Genomic DNA, 23,721 nt, shown 5'->3' with positions numbered 1-23,721 from the left:
AATTAGATTTTAATTAAAAGTCGAAATTAACATCTGGTGCATTTTCGCTACCAGCATCTGCTTTATATCTAGGCATTTCTTCAAATCCAAACCATCCTGCTAAAACTGATCCTGGGAATTTGGACGTATGGATATCATAAATATTTACCTTTTCATTGAAGCGATCTCTAGCAATATTAATACGGTTTTCTGTACCTTCTAATTGACTTTGAAGTTCTAAGAAATTTTGATTCGCTTTTAACTCTGGGTAGCGCTCAACAGATACTAATAATTTAGATAATGCTCCGCTTAAGCCACTTTGCGCTTGCTGAAATTGTGCCATATTATCTGCTGTTAAATTACTAGCATCAATAGTTGTTGATGTTGCTTTTGCTCTCGCTTCAATTACAGCCGTTAATGTTGATTTTTCAAAATCAGCAGCTCCTTGTACCGTTTTAACTAAATTACCAATAAGGTCGTTTCTCCTTTGGTAAGAACTCTCTACATTAGACCAAGCTGTTTTTGCATTAGCCTCATACTCTATAGCTGTATTGTTAAATCCTACAGCCCATTGATAAAGTGCAAAGCCTAATAGTGCGATAATAATAACTGGAATTAGCCATTTTTTCATAATAGTTATTTTTTAAAGTTGTGTTTTAATTTTATTAAGTTGTGCTTTGATGCCTTCGAGTTTTTCAATAATTTCAAATTTTTCTAAAGCTTGTTTTTTTTCTTCTTTAAGATGTGTTTTTGCCCCCTCTAAAGTAAATCCTCTTTCTTTTACTAAATGGTAAATAAACTTAAGGTTCTTAATATCTTCAGGTGTAAATTTTCTATTGCCTTTGGCATTTTTCTTTGGTTTTAAAGCATCAAATTCTTTTTCCCAAAACCGGATCAAAGAGGCATTCACTTTAAACGCTTTGGCTACTTCTCCAATGCCGTAATATCGCTTTTCTGGTAAGTCTATATGCATCTTAATCGAGGGATTGGTTTTCTAATGATGCTTTCTTAAGTAAAATATCATATTCTTCAGCAGATAAGTTACCATAATAAAAATTAATAGGATTGATGCGCTCACCATCTTTAAAGATTTCGTAGTGTAAATGCGGAGCTTCAGAACGTCCTGTACTGCCTACAAAGCCTATTAAATCACCGCGTTTTACACGCTGATTTACTTTTATATTGTACTTATATAAATGTGCATATAGCGAAATATAACCATAACCATGGTCTATTCTAATATGATTTCCATAGCCTGTAGATTGACTGTCAGCACGTGTAATTACACCATCTCCTGAAGCATAGATAGGAGTACCACGAGGTGCTGTGAAATCCATACCGTAATGGAATTTTCTGACCTTTGTAAAAGGATCTGTTCTGTAGCCATAACCAGATGCCATGCGCGTCATGTTCTCGTTACTTATTGGTTGAATAGCGGGTATAGCTTCCAAAAACTTTTCTTTATCTTCTGCTAATTTTGCAATTTCATCTAAAGATTTAGATTGCACAACAATAGCTTTTTCTAAAATGTCTAAGCGCTTATTACTTTCAGCAATTAATTTTGTGTTATCAAAACCTTCATATTTTTTATAACGGTTAATTCCACCAAACCCCGCTCTTCGTTGTTCTGTTGGTATAGGGTTGGCCTCAAAATAGAGTCTATAAATTGCGTTATCTCGTTCTTCTACATTTTCTAGCGCAGCAATGGCATCATCCATACGTTTGTTAATCAATTCGTATTGCAATTCCATATTTTGTAGCTCTCTCGCCATTTGCCGTTCTTTTGGCGACTCAATATACTGACTAGCAATGAAAATCATTAAAAAAGCAAATAAGGCAGCAGCAGTTAAAAATACAGCGGCATACTTAATAGTTGTTGCTTTTTTACGCTTTATCTTTCGGTAAGAAAGCGTTTCGGAATCATAATAATATTTTACTTTAGCCATGTTTGAATTTATGCTATTTTTGCAGCATTACAGACATAATTTCGGTTTGTAATTTATTCGCAAAGCAACCAAAGATAAAAAATTGTTTTGCATTTGTGGTAATTAAATACAAACAAGCTATAAATTCAGTATATGAAGTCTCAAGACGTACGATCTAAATTTTTAAAATTCTTTGAAGGAAAACAACATCTTATTGTGCCTTCTGCACCAATGGTATTAAAGAATGACCCAACATTAATGTTTGTTAATGCGGGTATGGTGCCTTTTAAAGAATATTTTTTAGGGAATTCAGAACCAAAGAAAAATAGGATTTCGGACTCACAAAAATGTTTGCGTGTTTCTGGTAAACACAATGATTTAGAGGAGGTTGGTTATGATACCTATCACCATACATTGTTTGAGATGTTAGGTAACTGGAGTTTCGGTGATTACTTTAAAGAAGAAGCAATTGCTTGGGCTTGGGAGTTGCTTACCGAAGTTTACGGCATTGATAAAAGTATACTTTATGTAACCGTCTTTGAAGGAAGTGATGATGAGGATAACCTTAAAATGGATACAGAGGCTTACGATATTTGGAAAAAATATATTTCAGAAGACCGCATTTTAAAAGGTAATAAAAAAGACAATTTTTGGGAAATGGGAGATCAGGGACCTTGTGGACCTTGTAGTGAAATCCATGTAGATATTAGATCTGCAGAAGAAAAAGCAAAGGTTGATGCTAAGACTTTGATAAATATGGATCATCCGCATGTGGTTGAAATATGGAATCTCGTTTTTATGCAATACAATCGCAAAGCAAATGGTTCATTAGAACCGTTACCCAATAAGCATATCGATACCGGAATGGGTTTTGAACGCCTATGTATGGTATTACAAGATGTACAATCTAATTATGATACCGATGTTTTTACTCCGATTATTCGAGAAATAGAAGCTATAACAGGAAAGACCTATGGTGAGAATGAGGACGTTGATATTGCAATACGTGTTATTTCTGACCACGTTAGAGCTGTAGCATTTTCAATTGCAGACGGTCAATTACCTAGTAACACAGGTTCTGGTTACGTTATTCGTAGAATTTTACGAAGAGCCGTGCGATATGGATTTACATTTTTAGATAAAAAAGAGCCTCTAATATATCGCTTAGTCGATGTGTTAAGTAAAAAAATGGGCGAGGCTTTTCCTGAAATAAGAGCGCAGAAAGTATTAATTGAAAATGTCATTAAAGAAGAAGAAGCTTCTTTTTTAAGAACCTTAGATCAAGGTTTAGTATTATTAAATCGTATTGTTGAAGAAACAAAAGGTACTACTGTTTCAGGTGAAAAGGCATTTGAATTGTATGATACCTACGGTTTTCCTATTGATTTAACGGCTTTAATTTTATCTGAAAAGAATTTAAAATTAGACGAAAAAGGATTTAACGATCAATTACAAAAGCAGAAACAACGATCGCGCTCTGCTAGTGAAACGTCTACCGAAGATTGGACCATTTTATTTGACGATGATGTTCAGGAGTTTATAGGTTATGACAGTCAAGAAGCTAATGTTAAAATTGCAAGATACCGTAAAGTAACCTCTAAGAAAGATGGTGAAATGTATCAGTTAGTTTTCAATTTAACGCCATTTTATCCTGAGGGAGGTGGCCAAGTTGGTGATAAAGGAGTATTGCAAGACACACATGGAGATGTCGTTTATATCTTAGATACTAAAAAGGAGAATAATGTTATTATTCACTTATGTAAAAATTTACCAGAACATTTAAACGAAAGTTTTAAAGCTGTTGTCAACAGTGAACATAGAGCATTATCCTCTAGTAACCATACGGCGACACATTTGCTCCATCAAGCCTTAAGGACAATATTAGGTGAGCATGTAGAGCAAAAAGGCTCTTTAGTAAAACCGAAATCATTACGATTCGATTTTTCTCATTTTTCAAAAGTTACGCCAGAGCAATTACAAGAAATAGAAGATTTTGTAAATGCTAGAATTGAAGGTAAATTACCTTTAGAAGAAGGGCGAAATATACCAATGGAAAAAGCTATTGAAGAAGGAGCTATGGCTTTATTCGGAGAGAAATATGGCGATACGGTAAGAACGATTCGTTTTGGAAAATCTATGGAATTGTGTGGGGGAATTCACGTGAAGAACACCTCAGATATATGGCATTTTAAAATTGTCTCTGAAGGCGCAGTTGCGGCAGGTATTAGACGAATTGAAGCTATAACAAATAAATCGGTTAGGGATTATTTCTCTGAAAATAATTCAGCTTATCTTGAAATGAAAGGCTTGTTAAATAATGCTAAAGAACCTATAAAAGCATTAGAAAATCTACAAGGTGAAAATAGCGAACTAAAAAAACAAATAGAAGAACTTTTAAAGGATAAAGCTAAAAATATTAAGGGAGAGCTTAAAAATGAGTTAACTGAAATTAACGGAATACAATTCTTAGCTAAGAAATTAGACTTAGATGCTTCTGGAGTTAAGGATGTTTGTTTTGAGTTGGGAAGTCAATTTGATAACCTATTTTTATTATTTGGTGCAGAAAATGATGGAAAAGCAATCTTGTCTTGTTACATTTCTAAGGAATTAGTAGCGAGTAAAGGTTTAAATGCTGGTACTATCGTTAGAGAATTAGGAAAACACATCCAAGGCGGAGGTGGAGGTCAGCCGTTCTTTGCCACTGCGGGAGGTAAGAATCCTAATGGAATTGAGGCTGCATTGGAGGCTGCTAAGGATTATTTATAGAACGGTTGTAACACAGAGTTTCGCAGAGCAAAAGCGCAGAGATTCACAGAGGGTTAGTTTTAAATTTTCATGATTACGTTTTTTTTTTTTTTTTATTGTACTAAATGCTTGAAACGCTTTTAGAAACTAAAAAAAAATGTGATTTGAATTCCTGTTTTTCTCAATGAATCTCTGAGAGACTCCGCGAATCTTTGTGTAATAACTTTAAACCCTAAGTAATAATTAACAAATGAATCTTCAAACTCAGATACCATTAAAACTACAGAAGCATAATCAAATAGATTACATTTCTAAAGTGTTGTTGCTTGGTTCATGCTTTTCTGAAAATATAAGTGAGAAGTTTAATTATTTTAAGTTTCAGTCTATAGTTAATCCATTTGGTATTTTATTTCATCCCTTAGCGATAGAGCATCTAATTACGCGTGCCATAAATAAGGACTATTATTCTGAAGATGACTTATACTTTCATAACGAACAATGGTTTTGCTTAGATGCACACTCAAAATTAAACAAGACCTCAAAAGACGAATTATTAAGTGTTTTAAATTCTCAAATTGATGAGACTCATAATAATTTAGTTAATACAAGTCATGTTATAATAACTTTAGGAACAAGTTGGGTTTATAGACATATTGAATCGGATAACGTTGTTGCTAACTGTCATAAACTACCCCAAAAACAGTTTCTCAAAGAATTACTTGCTGTAGATACGATTACAGAATCACTTCAAGCCATTATCGCATTAGTGAGAAGTGTGAATCCAGAAGTTAGTTTTCTCTTTACGGTTTCGCCTGTAAGACATCTTAAAGATGGTTTTGTAGAAAACACACAAAGTAAAGCGCATTTAGTTACGGCAATTCATAAGGTTATTGAACCTAGAAATGGTATTTATTATTTTCCATCTTACGAGATTATGATGGATGAATTACGAGATTATCGTTTTTATAATCCAGATATGCTTCATCCAAATGATGTTGCGATACAATATATTTGGGATAAATTTAAAAAAGTTTGGTTATCAGCAGAGGCTTTACAAACTTTAGATATGGTTGCAGCTATCCAAACAAAAAAATCACATCGTCCTTTTAATATAAATTCTGAAGCACATCAAAAATTTCTTTCAAAACTTCAATTAGAAGTGGAAGGTGTGTGTGCAAAATTTCCTCATATATCGTTTTAATGACTAATGCTCTTATGCTTTCTGAAGTTGTATTAGAAAGCGTATAATATATAATGAGAGAGTTGCTAGTAGTAAAAACTAATGTGTTAATTTAAAATTTGACTCACTACTCTAAAAATTATGGCAGTTGGTGCAATTACTAAACTTATATAGAATATATATTTACCATGTTTTCTGTCATTCTCAGCATAAGTATAAATCTTCTGTCCATCTGGTAAGGTTTTTTTAGATGTCCTTAAAAAGTACCCTATTATTAAGCCTAGAAAACCGCCTAAAACAGCAAAAAAATAGCCTGCAATAATCCAAGACTTTTGGTTGCGCTCAGGTTCAGCTAATTGTTTTAAGCGTTCATTTTTTAGAGAATTTAATAATTTTTTGTCAATCGGTTTGCCTCTTTGAATTAATATTTTTTGAGCTAATGTATAGTCAAAAGCATTCCATTCGTCTGACTTTAATAAAATTTCGTAAAGTTCTTCGTTTGTAAATTCGAACAAATAGTAATCTTTATCTACCGTTTCAATTAAATTCTCAACGTCTTTTTGAAGAATACTTTCAGCTTTTTTAAAGTCGGTTTGTTTTATTCTAATTTCAATCTCGTTCTGTAAAGTATTTCCGGAGAAAGTAACATCAACAGAGGGTACATTATCGTCAAGTATCGTTTCAATGTTATTTTCATTCAGCAAAACTTTCAATTCAGAGGCTTGTTCTAAACTCGGGAACTTTCTAAATATCGCATAATTGTCTTCCATTTCTAAATTTATTAAATTGAATGAAAATTAAAATTACGTCACATCAACCCTAACACTATCTGGCACCAAAACGGTATAATCTCCATTGTTTCTAATAACATCGCGTACAATAGATGATGAAATAAAAGAAGTTCTAGCTGCAGTTAACAAGAATACAGTTTCAATTTTTGAGAGTTTTCTATTGGTATGGGCTATAGCTTTTTCAAATTCAAAATCAGCAGGGTTTCTAAGGCCTCTCAAGATAAATTGAGCATTAATTTTTTGACAGAAATCAATGGTTAAGCCTTTATAAGTAACCACTTTTACTTTAGGCTCATCCTTAAAGGCGTCTTCAATAAATGCTTTTCGTTCTTCTAAAGAAAACATGTATTTTTTCTCGGCATTGATACCAATAGCAACAACTACTTCATCGAACAATTTAATACCACGTAATATAATATCGTAGTGACCGTTTGTAATAGGATCAAAGGAACCAGGGAATATCGCTCGTTTCATAAACTAGGTTTTAATGTTTCTGTAATAATTTAGAAACATTTATAATTTCAAATATAAATATTATTTCTTCAAAGCTTCCTCTACAGCATTTCCAAATAAGTCCTTTAAACTAATGCCAGCTTCTGTAGCTTGTTGCGGTAATATGCTTTCTTTTGTTAAACCAGGAACTGTGTTTACTTCTAATAAATAAGGTTCGTCATTTTTAAAAATAAATTCACTTCTAGAAAAGCCTTTCATTTTTAAAGTTTCGTATATTTTCTTAGCTTCGGTTCTTACTTTATTGGCATAATCTTCAGAAATACGCGCAGGAGTAATTTCTTGTGATTGGCCTAAATATTTTGCTTCATAATCAAAGAAATCATTTTCAGAAACAATTTCTGTGATAGGTAAAACTAGAGTTTCTGAATTATACGAAATTACACCAACAGAAACTTCAACTCCATCTAAAAACTGTTCAATAATAATTTCATTGTCTTCTTTAAAAGAGTTTTCAATTGCCATTTGTAAATCTTCTTTTTTATAGACTTTAGAAATTCCAAAACTACTACCAGCTTTGTTTGCCTTTACAAAACAAGGGAGACCAACTTTAGTAATTATAGCGTCTTCATCAACTGTATCACCAAAATTAAGATAATAGCTTTCAGCGGTTTTAATACCATACGGTTTTAAAGTCGCTAACAAATCGCGCTTGTTAAAAGTCAGTGCTGCTTGGTACATTGAGCAACTGGTTTGTGGCATTCCTAATAATTCAAAATAGGCCTGCATATAACCATCTTCGCCAGGCGAACCATGGATAGCATTAAACACACAATCGAACTCAATTTTGGTTTCGTTTATTAAAACAGAAAAATTATTTTTATCTATAGGAAACTCTTCGTCCAAATCATTAACAAAAACCCATTTGTCTTTAAAAATATGAATGCGATATGCGTTATATTTATCTTTATCTAGAGTCTCAAAAACGACGTTGCCACTCTTAAGGGATATTTTGTATTCGCTAGAATAACCACCCATTATTATTGCAATATTTTTTTTCATTTTTTAGTTTAAAAATGTCACAGTGTAAAAGTATCATTTATTTTCAATAATCTAATTCTCTAATTCGTACGTATTTTATTTTTGTGTCGTTATTATTTCTTAGTTTTGTGAACAATTATTTTCATATGAGTTTTGTCAAGTTTCTTACGAGTAAAGTGTTTTTTAAACAACTGGTCTTAGCCCTTATAGCCCTTGTGGTGATATGTTTTGTAGCCTTAAAATGGTTAAGTGTAACCACTAATCATGGTGAGTTTATTATTGTGCCAGATTTAAAAGGGAAGTCTTTAGAGACTGTTGGTATCGAATTAAAGGATCATGACTTAGCAATGGAAATACAAGATTCTGCCAATTTTAACCCAAAATATCCAAAATATTCTGTGATTGAGCAAAACCCAATAGCAGGATCACAAGTTAAGGAAAATCGCAAAATATATTTAATATTAAACCCTTCTGATTACCGTAAAGTAGAAGTGCCAAATATTTTAAAACGTACATTTAGACAAGCTAAACCTCAATTAGAAGCGTTGGAGTTTGAAATAGGAGACATCACCTATAAAGATGCCATTGGGGAAGGAGTTATTTCTATGTCTCACAAAGGTAAAACATTAAAACCAGGTACATCATTACCCTTAACTTCTAAGATAGACTTGGTATTAGGTAACGGTAAACTATAATTTAAAATAATGCCAAATATTTCTGATATCTCAGACCAAGACGAAAACGAATTATACGAGCATCACGCTTTTAGAGTTGTTGCGGGTCAGCAAGCACTTCGTATCGATAAATACTTAATGAATTTTATAGAAAACGCAACGCGTAATAAAATTCAGGCTGCCGCAAAAGACGGTAGTATTTTTGTAAATGATGTTCCCGTTAAGTCCAACTACAAAGTGAAGCCTAACGATTATATTACTGTAAAATTTGAACACCCTCCTCACGAGAACCTTCTTGTAGCTGAAGACATCCCTATCGATGTGGTTTATGAAGACGATGACTTGCTTGTTGTAAATAAACCTGCAGGTATGGTTGTGCATCCAGGTCACGGTAATTATTCAGGGACATTAATAAATGCACTTATTTTTCATTTTGAAAACCTTCCAAATAACTCAAGCGAGCGTCCAGGTTTGGTTCATAGAATAGATAAAGATACTAGCGGGTTATTAGTGGTTGCTAAGACAGAATTAGCGATGGCTCACCTTTCTAATCAATTTGCTAAGAAAACGAGTGAACGCGAATATATTGCAATTGTTTGGGGTAATATAGAAGAAGAGGAAGGTACGATTGAAGGGAATATTGGTCGTCATCCAAAGAATCGATTACAGAATACAGTGTTCTTAGATGATGAAGACGAACAAGGAAAACCAGCCGTAACACATTATAAGGTTTTAGAGCGTTTAGGTTATGTTACTTTAGTGACTTGTAAGCTAGAAACAGGGCGTACGCACCAAATCCGTGTTCATATGAAGCACATTGGACATACGCTATTTAACGATGAGCGTTATGGTGGAGAACGTATCTTAAAAGGAACTACATTTACTAAATACAAACAGTTTGTAGATAACTGTTTTAAAATTTTACCACGCCAGGCTTTACATGCCAAAACATTAGGGTTTGTACATCCAACTACAAATGAATTCATGAGATTTGAATCTGAAGTTCCTAATGATATGACACAATGTATTGAGAAGTGGAGGCACTACGCAAAACATGCTAAAGACTAATATTTTTATAGCATTTCAATTTTGCTACAAGTTTTTAAAGTTTTCAAGCTTGTAGTAAAATTGATTAGGCTGTCCATTATATCTTTGTTTTAAATAGCTTCTACTTCGCTCAGCTACCAAATAAAAAAGATGCCATTTCTCCATCCTTAATGCGTCTTACATTGAGACATGGCCTAAAGATTAACATATAGTGTTTCTCTAGTCTCAAATTTTTGGTGCGTGTGGCTTTATAGTTAAGCGTTATAACACTATCAATATTAGTTCTTACTAATGTTAGAAGGTTTTTCAAATCCACCGTATTTTTACATTCGAAAGAGAAAAATTGTTTAACCTTTAACGAGATTCCTGTTTTGAAGGAAGTCGTTACTGAAATAAATTCAGCATAAAATGAAATTAGTACTATCACCAGCAAAATCTTTAGACTACGATACTAAATTGCCAACTTCTAAAACCACAGAAGGTATTTTTTTAGATGACGCAGAACGCTTAAATAAGGTATTAAAAAAGAAATCAGCCAAGAGCTTATCAGAACTAATGCATATTTCAGATAATTTAAGTCAGTTAAATTATGAGCGTAACCAAGAGTGGGAATTACCATTTACAAAAGACAATGCTAGGTCAGCTATTTATGCATTTAGTGGTGATGTGTATAGAGGGTTGGATGCCTATACTATTGATACTGAAAAACTAGATAAAGTTCAAGATACCGTTCGGATTCTTTCTGGCTTATATGGTATATTAAAACCCTTGGATCTCATACAACCTTACCGATTAGAAATGGGAACTAAAATGCCAGTAGGAAAGAATAAAAATCTTTATGAATTCTGGCAAAAGAAAGTAACAAAAGCCTTAAATGATGAATTAGAGGATGATGAAATTTTCCTTAATTTAGCAAGCCAGGAGTATTTTAAAGCCATAGATACAAAGACTTTAAAAGTACCCGTAATAACTATTGCATTTAAAGAATTTAAAAACGGAAAGTATAAAATAATAGCCATTTTTGCTAAACTTGCTAGAGGCTTAATGGCTAGATATGTCATTGATACTAATGCTAAAACGTTAGACGATATTAAAGGCTTTAATTACGAGAACTACGGATTTAGCGAAGAATTGTCTTCAGAAAACGAATTAGTGTTTACGAGATAAAAAAGACTTATTTTGGTTTAAATTTCAACTATGTATTACTTACTTATAATTGTTCAGGTGCTTTGTTTGTACCATGCTTATAAAAATAGCAAGCCTTACTATTGGTATTTTCTTATATTTTTTATTCCTGCCATTGGGTCTTTAATTTACATTATTACTCAAATTTATAATAAGAATGATGCAGAAAAAATTCAGGAAGAAATAATAACAGTTCTTAATCCAACAAAAAAAATAAAAGACTTAGAAAAGAAGTTAGAATTTATAGATACCTATGCCAACAGAATGGAGTTGGCTGATGCGTATTTTTCGAATAAAGATATTCCAAATGCTATTGTTAATTACAAGAAAACGTTAGATGATACAGTTCAAGATGATTTATATGCGAGGCAAAATTTGGTGTTGTGCTATTTTCAAATGAAGGATTATGTTGCCGTTATTGAACATGCAGAGCAAATTAAAGATAAATCGGAATTTAACGGCTCAAAGCAACAATTCTATTATGGTTTGGCATTAAACGAATTGGGTAAGCCTGTAGAGGCAGAAGCTCAATTAAAGCAAATTGATAGACCCTATTCAAATTATGCAGAACGTTTAGCACTCGCTAAATTTTATGTAGAAAATAATAGAATTTCAGAAGGAAAGGAGTTGCTAAATGAGATATCTACTGAGTCGAAACGTTTAACAAAACCAAACAGAAAACTTTACGGAGCCACGATTGTTGAGGTTGAGCGTCTGTTGGCTTCGCTTTAATTTCCCTTCAAAGTGTTGCACGGAATTTGTTTGGCTGCCGTCAATAACATGATGATATAATTTGCTTTAAACACCTCAATTTTACACGAAGTTGATAAATTTTTTAAATACCTGTTTTCGGGGATGAATACAAGTTCTACTATCCCTAAATTTGCGCATGTTTATTAAGCCCCAAAACATTTTTGTTTTTTTATTTTTGTGCTATACTTCAATTTGTTTGGCGCAAACAACTCCTGTAGTTGAAAGTGAAAACAAAAAAGTGAATCAGCTTTTTTACTATTTCAACAATGGTTATGATAAAAAAGCATTTAAAGAAGCTCACCAATCATTGCGCATTTTTAAATCTAATAAAGCCATAACGAATACTAATTTATTATTGGCTTATTACCATAATAAATATGTTGCCATAGATTCCTCTATTTATTATACGCATCAAGCATTGAATAGTAAAAAGAATGTTAATGACTCTTTAGGGGTTAGATTAACCATATTGTCTTACCAATTACTTGCTTTAAATAATAAAAATAAAGGTTTATATCAAGAAAGTAAAAAGTGGCATATTAAAGGAGCGGAACTTAGTGAAAAACATAATGAAACAAATCTATATTATACGCATTTACACGGTTTGGCGAGTACCTATGTTACTCTTGGAAAAACGGAAGAAGCTTTAGATCTTTTTGAAAAATGTATTAAATTTTCTAATGATGAGGAACTTATTTTAGGGAGTTATATCAATTTAGGTTCTATTTATTCGTCGCTTTCTAAATATGAAATATCAAATGCTTATTTGCAGAAAGCAAAAGATATTTGTGAGAAGGACACCCATAGAAAACAAGCCTTAGTAAATGTTGTTATCAACATAGGGGATAATTATCTAGGAAGAGGAGAAATGGATAAAGCGCTTTCTGCTTTCAACGAAGCAAAAGAAATAAGCAATGACAATAGATTTCATGATTTAGAGCTCATTATCTTAGGTAAAATCGGCACCATATTATTCAATGAAGAGAGAGATAGCGAAGCACTCATAATTTTTACCAATACGCTTATTAAATCCGTGAATTTAGGGAATTTAGATATTGAGATGAACAGTTATCTGATGTTAGAAAGACTATCTCTTAGAAAAGGGGACCATCGCAGTGCTTATAATTATGGGAAATACTATTATCAGATCAAAGACTCTATCGAAAATTCCCAAGCTGAAAAAGAGATTAATAGTTTAGAAGTTAAATTTAAAACGCTTGAAAAAGAAAAAAAGATAAAGCTATTACAGATAGAAAATCTTAATAAGACGTTAAACATTAAGAACAAAGATGCAGATATAGAAAAGTATAAACTTCAGAAAGCTATAATTGCAAAGCAAAATGAAAACCAGGTTTTACAACTACAAAATGGAGTTGAAAAACGGAAGAACGAAATAGCACTATTAAAAGAAAAAGAAGCTTTAAAAGCTGTAGAACTAGATAGAGAAAAGACTATAAAATACATTGTTCTTGTAGCATTTTTCATTTTATTAATTCCTATTGTTGGACTTTTAATTATCTATTATCAAAAATTACAAGCGCAAGGTTTACTTAACTTAAAAGAGAAGGAAATTAATGAACAACAAGTAATTTCATTAAAAAAGGATCAGGAAATAAAGTTAATTAAAGCCTCAATTAGAGGCCAAGACCAAGAACGTAAAAAAATTGCTCAAGAAATGCACGATAGTGTTGGGGGCAATTTGGCAGCGATTAAATTACAATTTAGTCAACTTAATAATCAGCCAGATAAACTAAAATTAATCTATAGTCAATTAGACGATACTTACGAACAAGTAAGAAATTTATCACACAATTTATTGCCTAAAAAAATCAGAGAAAACGACTTTGTATTTTTAATTAAAGAATACATTCGCACTGTTGAAGAAGCCAGTGAGTTAACCATAAGCGTCTCTTTTTATGATGAAGATAAAATTAATGCGCTCAACAAGATTTTGCAAAACGAATTGTTTTCGGTCTTTCAGGAATTAACAACCAATACTCTTAAATACGCAAAAGCAAATACTATAGATATTCAGTTAGATGTTTTAAATAAATGTCTGTTTTTTGTTTATGAAGATGATGGTGTTGGGTTTGATTTATCGATGACCACCTTAGGTATAGGCTTAACGAATATAAAGAATAGAATAGAAAATTATAACGGTATATTGCATATCGATTCTAAACCCAATAGAGGTACTAACATTAATATAGAAATTCCACTAAAAGCATAAATAAATGAAGCATAACCTCATTATAGCAGACGATCACAAAATGTTTTTAGATGGGTTACTAAGTATTCTAAGTACAGAAAGTAGTTACAATATTTTATATACCGCAAAGCATGGTGGCCATGTTCAAAAATATATTTCGATAAATACAGAGGAAAAAATAGACCTTGTAATTACTGATGTTACAATGCCAGAAGTTGATGGTATTACTTTAAACAAGTGGATAAAGGACACGGATCGAAATATAAAAACATTAGTGGTGAGTATGCACAATTCCCCAAAAATTATTGATAACCTCATTGAAAATAATGTGGATGGGTATCTTCAGAAAAATGCCCAAAAAGAGGAATTTTTAAAAGCAATAGAAACCATTCTAAGCGGTGAGAAATACTTCTCTAAGGAAATAAAAGATATTTACCTTCAAAATAAATTTGAAAAGAATAAAGAAAAGGAAATCAAACTGACCAAACGAGAAGTAGAAGTCATCTCACTTATTGCAGAAGAGTTTACGACTCAAGAAATCGCAGATCAGCTATTTTTAAGTAAGCATACGATTGAAAGCTACCGAAAGAACCTGATTACTAAACTTAATGTTAGAAACCTCGCTGGACTTACCAAATACGCTATTAAAAAAGGCTATGTATCTTAATGATATAAATATACTATCACCAATTATAAACAAAGGTTCTATTTTTAAATAGAACCTCTTTTTTATAGTTGCTTTTTTGTTTCCTAAATGTAAGTCTTTTAATGTCTTTAATATATAGATTCTTAACTAAGTAAATGTTTAATGTGATTTTATCTAAAAAAGACAAATTTAAAACATGAATAACGTGTTGATGTTTATGGGGTTACGATGTGTTACCCTGTTAACAGGGTGTTGTGTTTCACTTTAAACGGGGTTAACACAGGGTAGCTATTGGTATAAATTTGCATAAGAAACATTATAAAAACTAAACGTGTTTCAATTATAAAAACAAGCAAATTAACCATTAAAACTAAATTATGACTTTCGGAATTACACTTATTTTATTGAGTATCATCGCGGTACCTTCTTTGTTATTGTCAAAAAAACCTAACGCAAAGGAGTTGTTAGAAAAAATAGAACCTTACCAAGGTTGGATTGGACTTATTTTATGTTTCTATGGTATTTGGGGTATTGTTTTTTCCATTTTAAACTTAGGCTGGTTGACAACATTCCCTATCTGGTGGGCAACATTATTAGCAGGAAGTATTGTACAAGCTGTTCTAGGATTTATGTTAGGATTTAGCCTTATTAATAAATACGTTTTATCTAAAAATGAGGCAGCTAAAGAAAAAGCGATTATACTTAGAGAGAAATTAGCGCCAAAACAAGGAAAGCTCGGTATTGTAGGGTTGTTCGTTGGTGGATGGATGATCGTTGCTTCAATCCTTTTCTTTTAATCGAGTCTTTTAAAATTTTAAAATCAAATTTTTACATGAAAAAAATTATCTTTTTAATGGCATTGTTATTTGCAGTGCCTTTAATAGCCCAGGAACATAAAAATACAATTACTGTAGTTGGTGAAACAGAAACAATAGTTGATGACGACAGTTATATAGTTCTAATCGGATTGCAACAAGTGCTTGTTTATGAAGGACAAGGTGAAGTAGAAGTAACCTCTTTAGATGAAGTTAAAAAGAATTACATTAAAAAATTAGAAGCTTCAGGAATCAAATTTAGCCAGCTTACTAGAAATACATACTATGAGTTTGCCATGTCGTATTCACAAAACAGAGAGTCGGAATATTACCACTTCAAAACATCAAATAAAGAAGATGTTCGAAAATTATCAAAGTTAAAATCAGCAGGAATGTCTGTTGTTAATACTGAGGTAGAAGCTAAGAAATTAACCAATGAAGAGTTGGTCGATCTTTCAAAAAAAGCAATAGATAATGCAAAAGAAAGAGCAAACGCTTTAGCAAAAGAAATGAATAAAACTCTTGGAGAAATTATTTCTATTGTAGATCAAAATTCAAGTACACGGTATATTCAAAGTTACGGAACTTCAACGTTACAAAGTCATGCTGTGACCGTCTCTTTCGAATTAAAATAATAAAATAACGAAAGTCTTTTAATAATCAAAATCATTTAAAAATCATGAAAATTAAATTAGTAGTATTATCAGTATTTACTCTCTGTTGTGTGTTTAACGCAGAAGCTCAAAAATTAAAAAAGTTTGGAAGTTCAGTTGAGAAAAAAGTGGGACCAAAAACCATTAAAGTACCATACACAGATGTGATATCGTATTTAGGATATGCCTCGGCAGGTAATGAAGATGAAATAGTAGACGGTAAGAAGTTTTATTATATTTACTTATGGGTTCCTGCTGTGGCACCAGAACTTGGAGTGAGAATGTTATCGCCAGTAGCTAAAACGAAGGTTAAAGATGCTTTCACTTCTGAGGAGTATACAGAAAATGCATCTTCAAGCGATTATTTTGATACGTACATTACTTTAGAGCGTTCTACTATTTTTACAAAAGAAGGTATTACTGAAGAGGGTGCTAAAAGCGCTACTTGGACAACCCTTGCTAGTAATGATGATAATAGCGAAATGCCTAAGCAACCTAGTGGAAGCAGCTACAATTCTTTATTAAGATATAAGAGTGAAGTGGGGAGTCCTACAAAAGCTTTAACTGCTGGTTTGTACCGTATTGGTTTTACAACTTACAAAACAGGTGAAGTTAAAGGAACATTTTTAGCAGAAGTTGCAGCGCCAATAAAACTACCGGGTGTTGTAATGGCTAAAACTATTGAAGACCTTAAAAAGGAACTATAATAGAAGAATCGATATTCGTATTTTAATAAGACACCTCTTTATAAAAATAAAGAGGTGTCTTTTGTTTTAATACTCGCTGATTTTTAATCCTCAGTTCCCCAAGGGGCATCTGGTGTTTCAGTAGTTTTAGTTAAATCAAAACGAACCGTAAATAAACGATCGGTACCCAAACGACGTAGATTATAAGTCAGGCTTGTTTCATCAATTGTAAACCACCAAATGTTAGTAGAGGCGGCTGGTAATATTTCTGAAGTATGAGCATCGGCAGGAAACATTTGTAAGTTTGCTAAACCTTGATTAGCACTTGTACCTCCATATTGAGTTAAATCTTCTTCCGAACCATCTTCATGTCTATGGTCGTGTTTAAGACTAATTATTTTTTCATCATTCATTTTTAAGACCCAAGTACGCGATTTGTTTTCACCTACAAAAAATGGAATTCTAATGTCGTTAGTGTCGCAAGAGCGTACATGCATCACTAGTTTTTTACCCATAAAGCCATCACCTTCTTTTCCTCCCTCTATAATGATACCTTCGTAAGCATTGCCACAATGAGCTTCGAGCTGTAGCCAAAATTGCTCTGAAGGGGTTTGTTCTTGCGCAAAAATGTGTAATGGTAATACGAGTAATAAATAGAATAATGCTTTCATATTTGAAAATGATTAAATGAGAATGACTTATGATGCCGTATATTATAGCTAATATAAGGAATTCTAGGAGTAAAGTATTCTGTCGCACCTAGCAAATACAATTGTTTTAGATTATGCCATTTAAGTTAAAGAAATTTAAAAATAAGATAAGCTATAATGTCGTGTTTCTTAAATTAGAGAAAAATTATATCATGAAAAAAGCACTACAAATAGGAAATATAATAGCTCTACTTTTAACTATTTTCATTAATTACCTTTCAAATACTGGAGCTTTAAATAATACCACTATTGGTGGCGTTTCTGATAGTTATAGATCCCTGTTTACACCAGCAGGTTATACGTTTTCTATTTGGGGAATTATATATCTATTTCTTATAGGTTTTATTATTTATCAAGGTCGAGGGCTATTTAAAAACATTAAAAACGACGATTTTGTACTAAGAACAGGTTGGTGGTTTATGCTTTCTTGTTTATTTAATAGCCTTTGGGTTTTTGCATGGATTTATGAATACACAGGTGTGTCTTGCATTTTTATTTTCTTGTTACTGTTTTCATTATTAAAAATTGTGGTCAACAACCGTATGGAGTTAGATGATGAGCCACTACCCATTATTGCTTTTGTTTGGTGGCCTTTTGTAATTTATTCGGGGTGGGTAACTGTAGCGAGTATAGCTAATGTGTCAACGTATTTAGTGAAAATTGGTTGGGATGGTCTAGGGGTATCTGATGTCACTTGGACTATAATCTTAATTGCAATTGCGGTGGTTATAAATGTAATGGTTACATGGAAACGAAATATGAGAGAATTTGCACTTGTTGGAGCGTGGGCATTGGTTGGTATCGGAAATGCCAATACACCTAATAATGAAACCTTAATGTATATTGCTTTTATTAGTGCAGCTATTTTAATTATTAGTAGTTCTATTCACGGTTTTAAAAATCGTGATACGAGTCCATTCAAGAAGTTTCAAGAACGGAAGAATTCATAGCGTGTAGAATATAATGCCCATTTTTTTAGAGTTGGGCATAAAATAGCTGTAACTTCGCGCCAAATTAAAGGAGTGACCTAAATAAATAGAGTTTGCTTCATAAACACTATTTATGTCATTTAAATCATTGGGCTTATCTGAGCCTTTACTTAAAGCTATCCAGAAAAAAGGATACGAAACACCTTCACCAATTCAAGCAAAAGCAATTCCTCCTGTATTAGAAGGAAAAGATGTTTTAGCATCAGCACAAACCGGAACAGGTAAAACAGCAGGTTTTACATTACCGTTGCTTCACCTTTTATCTAGCAACTCAAGAGAGCAAAGACACAGGCCAGTCAGAGCTTTAATCTTAACTCCAACACGTGAGTTAGCAGCACAGGTTTACGCCAATGTTAAAGAGTACAGTGAGTTTTTAAACATTAGAAGTACTGTTATTTTTGGTGGAGTTAATCAAAAACCTCAAGTTAATAAATTAAGTCAAGGAGTCGATGTTTTAGTAGCAACACCTGGGCGTTTAATTGATTTAGAAAATCAAGGAGTTTTATCTTTAAGTAAAGTTGAGATATTTGTTTTAGATGAAGCAGATCGTATGCTTGATATGGGTTTTTTACGCGACATAGAACGCGTTATGAAGCTTATGCCAGCTAAGCGTCAGAACCTTATGTTTTCTGCAACCTTCTCTAAAGATATTAAGAAATTAGCGTATTCAATTCTTAATAATCCAATTCAAGTTGAAGCGACGCCAGAAAATACGGCTGTTGAGGTTATTGAGCAAAAAGTTTACCGTGTTGCTAAAGGCAAAAAAACAGGACTGATTATAAAGTTAATTTCTGAAGGAGATTGGAAACAAGTTTTAGTGTTTACAAGAACTAAACATGGTGCCAATAAGCTTTGTAAAAAGATGATAAGCGATGGTATTACAGCTGCAGCAATTCATGGTAATAAAAGTCAGGGAGCAAGAACAAAAGCATTAGCAGGATTTAAAAATGGATCGGTTAGAGTTTTAGTAGCTACAGATATTGCAGCAAGAGGTTTAGATATTCCATTATTGCCACATGTTATAAATTTTGAATTACCGAATATTTCCGAAGATTACGTTCATAGAATTGGTAGAACAGGTAGAGCAGGAGCCAGTGGCGAAGCTATTTCATTGGTAAGTGCTGATGAAACTACCTTTTTAAGAGATATTGAGAAGTTGATAGATATGAAGATTAAAGTTGAAATCCTAGAAGGTTTCGAGCCAGATCCTAATGCTTCAACAGAACCGATAAAGCCGGGGCAGAATAGAAATCAAGGTCGTGGAAGAGGTTCTAATAATAGAAATTCAGGAAAGACTAAAAGTACAAGTTCCGACCGCAATAAAAGTAGAAGTCGTAATCGAAATAATGATAGTAGACGCTAGGTAATGACTTCAATTTTAAAAGATAAAATCCTAGAAGTTTGCGATAAGAAGATTGCTCAAAAAGGTACTAATGTTGGTGTTTCTTTTTATGCATTTTTTAAAAATAAAAATGACAATCCAGAACTATTAATGGAAGCAGCTGTTTGGTGGATTAAGACGCACCAATTAGATCATTTTGAAAAAGCGGTTAAGATTAAGGAATTGATACAAGACTAATTAATTCTGTTGTCATTCTTGCGAAGGCAGGAATCCACTTAAGTATTAAAAAAAAAAACAGTTTCCTGCTTTCGCAGGAATGACAAAGAAGAACGATGTCATCACAACCGAATAACCCACTTCACGGAGTAAAACTAGAACAGATTATTACAGAGTTGCAAGCGCATTATGGTTGGGAATATATGGGCTATCAAATAAACATTCGCTGTTTTACGGATAATCCTTCAATAAAATCGAGTTTAAAGTTTTTAAGACGTACGCCTTGGGCAAGAACTAAGGTTGAAAATATGTATTTGGATTATTTAAAAAAGAATAAGAACTAGTCTTCTTCGTCTTCAAACTCAACGACTATAGCATCAAATTCAGCATCTTTAAATTCGTCTCTACTCATCCAATATTCTGAGGTTGTTAAGTTGTAAGAATTACCACTGACAGAAGTTAAATTCCAAATAATAGATTCAGCTTCATCAAAGGCTTCTTTTCCTGCAAGATGATTTGAAAATAGCCGTTTAATCACGTTGTTATTCACTAAAGTTTTATCAAATGCTTTCAAAATAACCTCTTTCGTAATATCTTTATTTGGTGTTATTTCAAATTCAACGACCGTAGCTTTCGCGTTTGGAAATGTACCGTTGAATGCTTTATGCAGTAACTGATTGATATTAAAGAGTTGGTGGTGTAAAGTAATATCAGCATATTCTTCAGATATTTTATCTAACAACATTTCGTGAGAAATTTGCTCAATCTGATTTTCATTAAGTTGCTCTGATAATTTATAATTTAAGATAATTGAAGCAGCTTCTTCTGGATCAAAATCTGAAATGCCCATAAATAACAATTCTAATAATTCTGAGGTTGAAGATTCATTAACGTCTTCTAATCCAAATTTTTCTAATAGAACAATATAATCCTTATTTGTCCAAGCATTTTTAAGCTCGTCAACTGTTTTTACGCTATTGATAATGATGTGGTATTTCATGTGTTTTCTTTATTCTTTATTCTGGACACATGCTGTTCGCTATTTATCATTCCCTTGAGTGATGAAATTTTGAACATGCTCGTTTCATGTGTTTATTTCTACTATTTTTCAACGTTCACACGGTTCGTCCATGTTAACATTGACATAATGAAGTAAAGTTGGTTATGGGTGTTTCATATTTTTCCTAAGGTTTTGCCTTTCTTCTTATCTAAGTAGTGTCGTAAAACCCCACCTTTTACGTTGTTAACATCAAACTCTACGATAAAAGCATTTTCGTCTATGTCTTCAATAATACGATGCATTTTCTTTATGTCAATACGGTTAATTATGGTATGAATAATATCAAAATCTTGTTGAGGTCCATTGCTTCCAAACCCTTTAGAACCTTTGTAAGTTGTTAAACCAACGCCTAATTCAATCATAATAGCATGCTTTATGGCTGCATATTCATTAGAGACAATCGTAACACCAATAAAATCTTCAAAGCCCTCTATGGTCAAATCTGTCACTTTTGCTGTAACAATATAGGTGAGAATAGAATATAGGGCTATTTCTAACGAAACAACCATTGCGGTAATACTAAATAATACAATGTTGAACATAAGGATAACTCTACCAATGCTTAATCCAAATTTATCATTAAGGTAAATCCCTAGTATCTCTGAGCCATCTAAAACCGATCCGTTTCTAATAGCAATGCCAATACCTCCACCTAAACATAAGCCTCCAAAGATTGAAATGAGTAGTTTATCATCGGTAATAGTTCCATAATCTCCAAAATGAATTAAAGATGCAAAACCAAGAATACTAAGTATGGATTTAATAACAATACGTTTCGAAACCGTATAATAGCCAAGAATTAGAAATGGTAAACTGAAGATAACTAATAGCAGTGAAACATTTACGCCAATGAGTCTGTTTACCAATAGTGCTATTCCGGTTACACCACCATCCATAAAACCATTCGGTAATAAAAAGGCTTTTAAACCAACACTAGCCAATACAATGCCTAGGACAATTTGGCCAAATTCTGAAAAAAAATTATAAGTTTTTGAGTGTTTCAAGTGATAGGTTTTTGTTCAGGAAAAGTTACAAAAACCATTTGCAATGTGATTGATTTATAAAAGTTATTTAGAATTATATTTAAAACCACACGTGTAACGTTGCAATAAGGTGTAAGTCTCTATTTTATTTGTCTTAAACCTTCATATACAACGATACCAACGGCGTTGGCTAAATTTAAGCTCCGTATAGAATCGCTATAGAGTGGGATTTTAAAAAGTTGCGTTTTATGGCGTTCTATTAAGGGTTTAGGTAAACCAACAGATTCTTTTCCAAAAACTAAAAACATATCCTCTTCAAATGCAATATCCCAATGATCATTGGTGCCATGACTAGATAAAAACACCATTTTGGCGCTTTTGTTTTGTGCGAAGAACGCATCAATATTGTCGTAGTATATAACTTCTAGATGTTGCCAATAATCGAGTCCTGCACGTTTTAAACGCTTGTCGTCAATTTCAAACCCAAATGGTTTTACTAAATGTAATTTTGAGCCAGACGCTAAAGCTAGTCGACCAATATTGCCAGTGTTATTTGGAATTTCAGGTTCTATAAGTACAATATTTAATGGCATACTATGATTTAATTTAAAATGCCTATCCATTAAATATGAATAGGCATAAAATATAATAAGGTTTCGTTTTATTAAACTATAGCTTGTTGATTTTCTTGCTTTGGATCAGCTCCATAAGAATTAGGTCCTTTATCTCCTTCTGTTGCAAAAAGAATAATCAACCAAATACCTCCTATTAAAGGTATTAAAGAAATAAAGTAAAACCAACCACTTTTACCTACATCATGTAATCGTCTTACAGCGACAGCTAAACTAGGTATAATAATTCCTAGAACATAGATAACATAAAGAGATGCAAATGCAGCAACGTCTGTAAGCGCTGTTAATACACCAGAGACTACTGCGACACCGATTACAAAAATTAGATTAAACAATACAAACATCCAGTACTCTTGACGCCTAGCGCGTCCTGTGAAATTTGCGTAATTATCTTTTACGACTTTTAAATACCATTCCATAAAATTAAGTTTTAATTGGTTAAGTTAATAAGGGTTAAATATATACTTTAATTTTAAATAGAGTCGTGTTGGTATTGTAATATTTTTAATGAATGATGAGTATATGTGTCTTAAGTGTATTGTTTTTAGTTACTTATAAATTTATTATTCTTTTGAATAAAATGAGGTTTCTTAAATGAATTTTAGAGTAAGGATTAAGCGTATGCGCCTAGGTTTCTAATATTTTATACGATTGATTACTTTAAAATTCCATGTAAGACACATGTATATAAAAATAATGAACGGGATATTCAAATGTGGTATTCTAACTAATCTACTTTTTAGTATCAGATGTTGCTGGTGTCATTTTTAAAATTACGAGCCGGAACAAAAGAATAAACGGAAACCCATGAAACAAAATGTCAAACCAATCTCTTATAGTCATGCCAATGGCTCCACCAACAATCCATTGAATTTTACCTAGAAGATGCGGTTCAGGAAAAAATGGAGCTAAGCCTAAGGTTAGGCACAGCAGAATAACAAGTTTCCAATCGTTTAGTAATTTCATAATAAAAAAAAAGTCTATTCAAAGATATGAATAGACTTTATAAT

Annotated in this window: 27 protein-coding genes; 15 read left to right on the top strand and 12 right to left on the bottom strand. The window is 32.5% G+C overall.

What is annotated here, in order from left to right:
- Positions 1 to 13 precede the first annotated feature (13 nt).
- The 3 genes from HM986_RS16075 to HM986_RS16065 are packed head-to-tail and all read right to left on the bottom strand — an operon-like array spanning position 14 to position 1,925.
- Positions 14 to 610, bottom strand: a complete 597-nt coding sequence (locus HM986_RS16075; RefSeq protein ID WP_179336082.1) for a LemA family protein — start codon at positions 608 to 610, stop codon at positions 14 to 16.
- Positions 611 to 622: 12 nt separating this feature from the next.
- The gene (locus HM986_RS16070; protein WP_178984514.1) at positions 623 to 952 is read right to left on the bottom strand and encodes a MerR family transcriptional regulator; all 330 of its coding nucleotides are present in this window, start codon (positions 950 to 952) and stop codon (positions 623 to 625) included.
- A gap of 1 nt (position 953) precedes the next feature.
- Positions 954 to 1,925 carry a M23 family metallopeptidase gene (locus HM986_RS16065; RefSeq protein WP_179336081.1) on the bottom strand — a complete coding sequence of 324 codons (972 nt, stop codon included), beginning with the start codon at positions 1,923 to 1,925 and terminating at the stop codon, positions 954 to 956.
- Between the two features lie 132 nt (positions 1,926 to 2,057).
- On the opposite strand from HM986_RS16065, the gene alaS reads away from it, so the two are divergent.
- Positions 2,058 to 4,670 carry an alanine--tRNA ligase gene (alaS, locus tag HM986_RS16060; RefSeq protein WP_179336080.1) on the top strand — a complete coding sequence of 871 codons (2,613 nt, stop codon included), beginning with the start codon at positions 2,058 to 2,060 and terminating at the stop codon, positions 4,668 to 4,670.
- A gap of 229 nt (positions 4,671 to 4,899) precedes the next feature.
- On the top strand, positions 4,900 to 5,850 hold the full coding sequence (locus HM986_RS16055) for a GSCFA domain-containing protein (RefSeq protein ID WP_179336079.1): 951 nt from the start codon (positions 4,900 to 4,902) through the stop codon (positions 5,848 to 5,850).
- Positions 5,851 to 5,936: 86 nt separating this feature from the next.
- Here HM986_RS16055 and HM986_RS16050 read toward each other — a convergent pair whose 3' ends face one another.
- From HM986_RS16050 to HM986_RS16040, 3 genes are read right to left on the bottom strand one after another with little or no spacing between them, the layout of a single operon-like run.
- Entirely contained in the window at positions 5,937 to 6,599 is a 663-nt protein-coding gene (locus tag HM986_RS16050) for a hypothetical protein (RefSeq protein ID WP_179336078.1), read from the bottom strand.
- A 33-nt stretch (positions 6,600 to 6,632) separates the two neighbouring features.
- Positions 6,633 to 7,094, bottom strand: a complete 462-nt coding sequence (gene coaD / locus HM986_RS16045) for a pantetheine-phosphate adenylyltransferase (RefSeq protein WP_179336077.1) — start codon at positions 7,092 to 7,094, stop codon at positions 6,633 to 6,635.
- A gap of 60 nt (positions 7,095 to 7,154) precedes the next feature.
- Positions 7,155 to 8,132, bottom strand: a complete 978-nt coding sequence (locus HM986_RS16040) for a D-alanine--D-alanine ligase (RefSeq protein ID WP_179336076.1) — start codon at positions 8,130 to 8,132, stop codon at positions 7,155 to 7,157.
- A gap of 125 nt (positions 8,133 to 8,257) precedes the next feature.
- Between HM986_RS16040 and HM986_RS16035 the strand changes: the two genes are divergently transcribed.
- From HM986_RS16035 to HM986_RS15995, 9 genes are all read left to right on the top strand, one after another.
- On the top strand, positions 8,258 to 8,806 hold the full coding sequence (locus HM986_RS16035) for a PASTA domain-containing protein (RefSeq protein ID WP_179336075.1): 549 nt from the start codon (positions 8,258 to 8,260) through the stop codon (positions 8,804 to 8,806).
- A 9-nt stretch (positions 8,807 to 8,815) separates the two neighbouring features.
- Entirely contained in the window at positions 8,816 to 9,853 is a 1,038-nt protein-coding gene (locus tag HM986_RS16030) for an RluA family pseudouridine synthase (protein ID WP_179336074.1), read from the top strand.
- 387 nt (positions 9,854 to 10,240) lie between these two features.
- Positions 10,241 to 10,999 carry a peroxide stress protein YaaA gene (yaaA, locus tag HM986_RS16025; RefSeq protein ID WP_179336073.1) on the top strand — a complete coding sequence of 253 codons (759 nt, stop codon included), beginning with the start codon at positions 10,241 to 10,243 and terminating at the stop codon, positions 10,997 to 10,999.
- A gap of 30 nt (positions 11,000 to 11,029) precedes the next feature.
- Positions 11,030 to 11,749, top strand: a complete 720-nt coding sequence (locus HM986_RS16020) for a hypothetical protein (RefSeq protein ID WP_179336072.1) — start codon at positions 11,030 to 11,032, stop codon at positions 11,747 to 11,749.
- 217 nt (positions 11,750 to 11,966) lie between these two features.
- Positions 11,967 to 14,000, top strand: coding sequence for a tetratricopeptide repeat-containing sensor histidine kinase (locus HM986_RS16015; RefSeq protein ID WP_179336071.1), 2,034 nt, complete (start codon positions 11,967 to 11,969; stop codon positions 13,998 to 14,000).
- Positions 14,001 to 14,004: 4 nt separating this feature from the next.
- Positions 14,005 to 14,646: a response regulator transcription factor gene (locus HM986_RS16010; RefSeq protein WP_179336070.1), complete on the top strand. Its 642-nt coding sequence runs from the start codon at positions 14,005 to 14,007 to the stop codon at positions 14,644 to 14,646.
- A 356-nt stretch (positions 14,647 to 15,002) separates the two neighbouring features.
- A complete protein-coding gene (locus HM986_RS16005; protein ID WP_179336069.1) occupies positions 15,003 to 15,422 on the top strand; it encodes a hypothetical protein in 420 nt (139 codons plus the stop codon).
- Positions 15,423 to 15,457: 35 nt separating this feature from the next.
- Positions 15,458 to 16,075 (top strand): SIMPL domain-containing protein, encoded by a 618-nt coding sequence (locus tag HM986_RS16000; protein ID WP_179336068.1) that lies wholly within the window; start codon positions 15,458 to 15,460, stop codon positions 16,073 to 16,075.
- Positions 16,076 to 16,119: 44 nt separating this feature from the next.
- On the top strand, positions 16,120 to 16,800 hold the full coding sequence (locus HM986_RS15995) for a Lipl32 family lipoprotein (RefSeq protein ID WP_179336067.1): 681 nt from the start codon (positions 16,120 to 16,122) through the stop codon (positions 16,798 to 16,800).
- Between the two features lie 83 nt (positions 16,801 to 16,883).
- On the opposite strand, the gene HM986_RS15990 is transcribed toward HM986_RS15995, so the two are convergent.
- Positions 16,884 to 17,450, bottom strand: coding sequence for a hypothetical protein (locus HM986_RS15990; protein WP_179336066.1), 567 nt, complete (start codon positions 17,448 to 17,450; stop codon positions 16,884 to 16,886).
- A gap of 191 nt (positions 17,451 to 17,641) precedes the next feature.
- On the opposite strand from HM986_RS15990, the gene HM986_RS15985 reads away from it, so the two are divergent.
- The 4 genes from HM986_RS15985 (at position 17,642) to HM986_RS15970 (ending at position 20,380) form a co-directional block, all read left to right on the top strand.
- The gene (locus tag HM986_RS15985) at positions 17,642 to 18,439 is read left to right on the top strand and encodes a tryptophan-rich sensory protein (protein ID WP_179336065.1); all 798 of its coding nucleotides are present in this window, start codon (positions 17,642 to 17,644) and stop codon (positions 18,437 to 18,439) included.
- A 112-nt stretch (positions 18,440 to 18,551) separates the two neighbouring features.
- Positions 18,552 to 19,841 (top strand): DEAD/DEAH box helicase, encoded by a 1,290-nt coding sequence (locus HM986_RS15980; protein ID WP_179336064.1) that lies wholly within the window; start codon positions 18,552 to 18,554, stop codon positions 19,839 to 19,841.
- A 3-nt stretch (positions 19,842 to 19,844) separates the two neighbouring features.
- On the top strand, positions 19,845 to 20,057 hold the full coding sequence (locus HM986_RS15975) for a DUF6500 family protein (protein WP_179336063.1): 213 nt from the start codon (positions 19,845 to 19,847) through the stop codon (positions 20,055 to 20,057).
- A 95-nt stretch (positions 20,058 to 20,152) separates the two neighbouring features.
- On the top strand, positions 20,153 to 20,380 hold the full coding sequence (locus HM986_RS15970) for a VF530 family protein (protein WP_179336062.1): 228 nt from the start codon (positions 20,153 to 20,155) through the stop codon (positions 20,378 to 20,380).
- On the opposite strand, the gene HM986_RS15965 is transcribed toward HM986_RS15970, so the two are convergent.
- The 5 genes from HM986_RS15965 to HM986_RS15945 form a co-directional block, all read right to left on the bottom strand.
- Positions 20,377 to 21,036 (bottom strand): hypothetical protein, encoded by a 660-nt coding sequence (locus HM986_RS15965; protein WP_179336061.1) that lies wholly within the window; start codon positions 21,034 to 21,036, stop codon positions 20,377 to 20,379. The genes HM986_RS15970 and HM986_RS15965 overlap by 4 nt on opposite strands.
- Positions 21,037 to 21,209: 173 nt before the next feature.
- A complete protein-coding gene (locus tag HM986_RS15960) occupies positions 21,210 to 22,100 on the bottom strand; it encodes a YitT family protein (RefSeq protein WP_246288525.1) in 891 nt (296 codons plus the stop codon).
- Positions 22,101 to 22,219: 119 nt separating this feature from the next.
- On the bottom strand, positions 22,220 to 22,672 hold the full coding sequence (locus tag HM986_RS15955; protein ID WP_179336060.1) for a tRNA (cytidine(34)-2'-O)-methyltransferase: 453 nt from the start codon (positions 22,670 to 22,672) through the stop codon (positions 22,220 to 22,222).
- Positions 22,673 to 22,743: 71 nt separating this feature from the next.
- Positions 22,744 to 23,130, bottom strand: a complete 387-nt coding sequence (locus HM986_RS15950) for a DUF805 domain-containing protein (RefSeq protein WP_179336059.1) — start codon at positions 23,128 to 23,130, stop codon at positions 22,744 to 22,746.
- A gap of 313 nt (positions 23,131 to 23,443) precedes the next feature.
- On the bottom strand, positions 23,444 to 23,677 hold the full coding sequence (locus HM986_RS15945) for a hypothetical protein (protein WP_179336058.1): 234 nt from the start codon (positions 23,675 to 23,677) through the stop codon (positions 23,444 to 23,446).
- Positions 23,678 to 23,721 lie beyond the last annotated feature (44 nt).

This window comes from Winogradskyella costae, from assembly GCF_013403865.1.
Lineage (GTDB): Bacteria > Bacteroidota > Bacteroidia > Flavobacteriales > Flavobacteriaceae > Winogradskyella > Winogradskyella costae.
This window is presented reverse-complemented; position numbering and strand designations above follow the sequence as displayed.

Excerpts from the sequence above, each read along its gene's own strand:
- coaD (WP_179336077.1), bottom strand. The coding sequence starts at position 7,094 with ATGAAACGAGCGATATTCCCTGGTTCCTTTGATCCTATTACAAACGGT.
- yaaA (WP_179336073.1), top strand. The coding sequence starts at position 10,241 with ATGAAATTAGTACTATCACCAGCAAAATCTTTAGACTACGATACTAAA.
- HM986_RS15970 (WP_179336062.1), top strand. The coding sequence starts at position 20,153 with ATGTCATCACAACCGAATAACCCACTTCACGGAGTAAAACTAGAACAG.
- HM986_RS15975 (WP_179336063.1), top strand. The coding sequence starts at position 19,845 with ATGACTTCAATTTTAAAAGATAAAATCCTAGAAGTTTGCGATAAGAAG.
- HM986_RS16035 (WP_179336075.1), top strand. The coding sequence starts at position 8,258 with ATGAGTTTTGTCAAGTTTCTTACGAGTAAAGTGTTTTTTAAACAACTG.
- HM986_RS16055 (WP_179336079.1), top strand. The coding sequence starts at position 4,900 with ATGAATCTTCAAACTCAGATACCATTAAAACTACAGAAGCATAATCAA.
- HM986_RS16050 (WP_179336078.1), bottom strand. The coding sequence starts at position 6,599 with ATGGAAGACAATTATGCGATATTTAGAAAGTTCCCGAGTTTAGAACAA.
- HM986_RS16065 (WP_179336081.1), bottom strand. The coding sequence starts at position 1,925 with ATGGCTAAAGTAAAATATTATTATGATTCCGAAACGCTTTCTTACCGA.
- HM986_RS15980 (WP_179336064.1), top strand. The coding sequence starts at position 18,552 with ATGTCATTTAAATCATTGGGCTTATCTGAGCCTTTACTTAAAGCTATC.
- HM986_RS16005 (WP_179336069.1), top strand. The coding sequence starts at position 15,003 with ATGACTTTCGGAATTACACTTATTTTATTGAGTATCATCGCGGTACCT.
- HM986_RS16075 (WP_179336082.1), bottom strand. The coding sequence starts at position 610 with ATGAAAAAATGGCTAATTCCAGTTATTATTATCGCACTATTAGGCTTT.
- HM986_RS16020 (WP_179336072.1), top strand. The coding sequence starts at position 11,030 with ATGTATTACTTACTTATAATTGTTCAGGTGCTTTGTTTGTACCATGCT.
- HM986_RS16010 (WP_179336070.1), top strand. The coding sequence starts at position 14,005 with ATGAAGCATAACCTCATTATAGCAGACGATCACAAAATGTTTTTAGAT.
- HM986_RS16070 (WP_178984514.1), bottom strand. The coding sequence starts at position 952 with ATGCATATAGACTTACCAGAAAAGCGATATTACGGCATTGGAGAAGTA.
- HM986_RS16000 (WP_179336068.1), top strand. The coding sequence starts at position 15,458 with ATGAAAAAAATTATCTTTTTAATGGCATTGTTATTTGCAGTGCCTTTA.
- HM986_RS16030 (WP_179336074.1), top strand. The coding sequence starts at position 8,816 with ATGCCAAATATTTCTGATATCTCAGACCAAGACGAAAACGAATTATAC.
- HM986_RS16040 (WP_179336076.1), bottom strand. The coding sequence starts at position 8,132 with ATGAAAAAAAATATTGCAATAATAATGGGTGGTTATTCTAGCGAATAC.
- HM986_RS15945 (WP_179336058.1), bottom strand. The coding sequence starts at position 23,677 with ATGAAATTACTAAACGATTGGAAACTTGTTATTCTGCTGTGCCTAACC.
- HM986_RS15995 (WP_179336067.1), top strand. The coding sequence starts at position 16,120 with ATGAAAATTAAATTAGTAGTATTATCAGTATTTACTCTCTGTTGTGTG.
- HM986_RS15990 (WP_179336066.1), bottom strand. The coding sequence starts at position 17,450 with ATGAAAGCATTATTCTATTTATTACTCGTATTACCATTACACATTTTT.
- HM986_RS15985 (WP_179336065.1), top strand. The coding sequence starts at position 17,642 with ATGAAAAAAGCACTACAAATAGGAAATATAATAGCTCTACTTTTAACT.
- HM986_RS15965 (WP_179336061.1), bottom strand. The coding sequence starts at position 21,036 with ATGAAATACCACATCATTATCAATAGCGTAAAAACAGTTGACGAGCTT.
- alaS (WP_179336080.1), top strand. The coding sequence starts at position 2,058 with ATGAAGTCTCAAGACGTACGATCTAAATTTTTAAAATTCTTTGAAGGA.
- HM986_RS15955 (WP_179336060.1), bottom strand. The coding sequence starts at position 22,672 with ATGCCATTAAATATTGTACTTATAGAACCTGAAATTCCAAATAACACT.
- HM986_RS15950 (WP_179336059.1), bottom strand. The coding sequence starts at position 23,130 with ATGGAATGGTATTTAAAAGTCGTAAAAGATAATTACGCAAATTTCACA.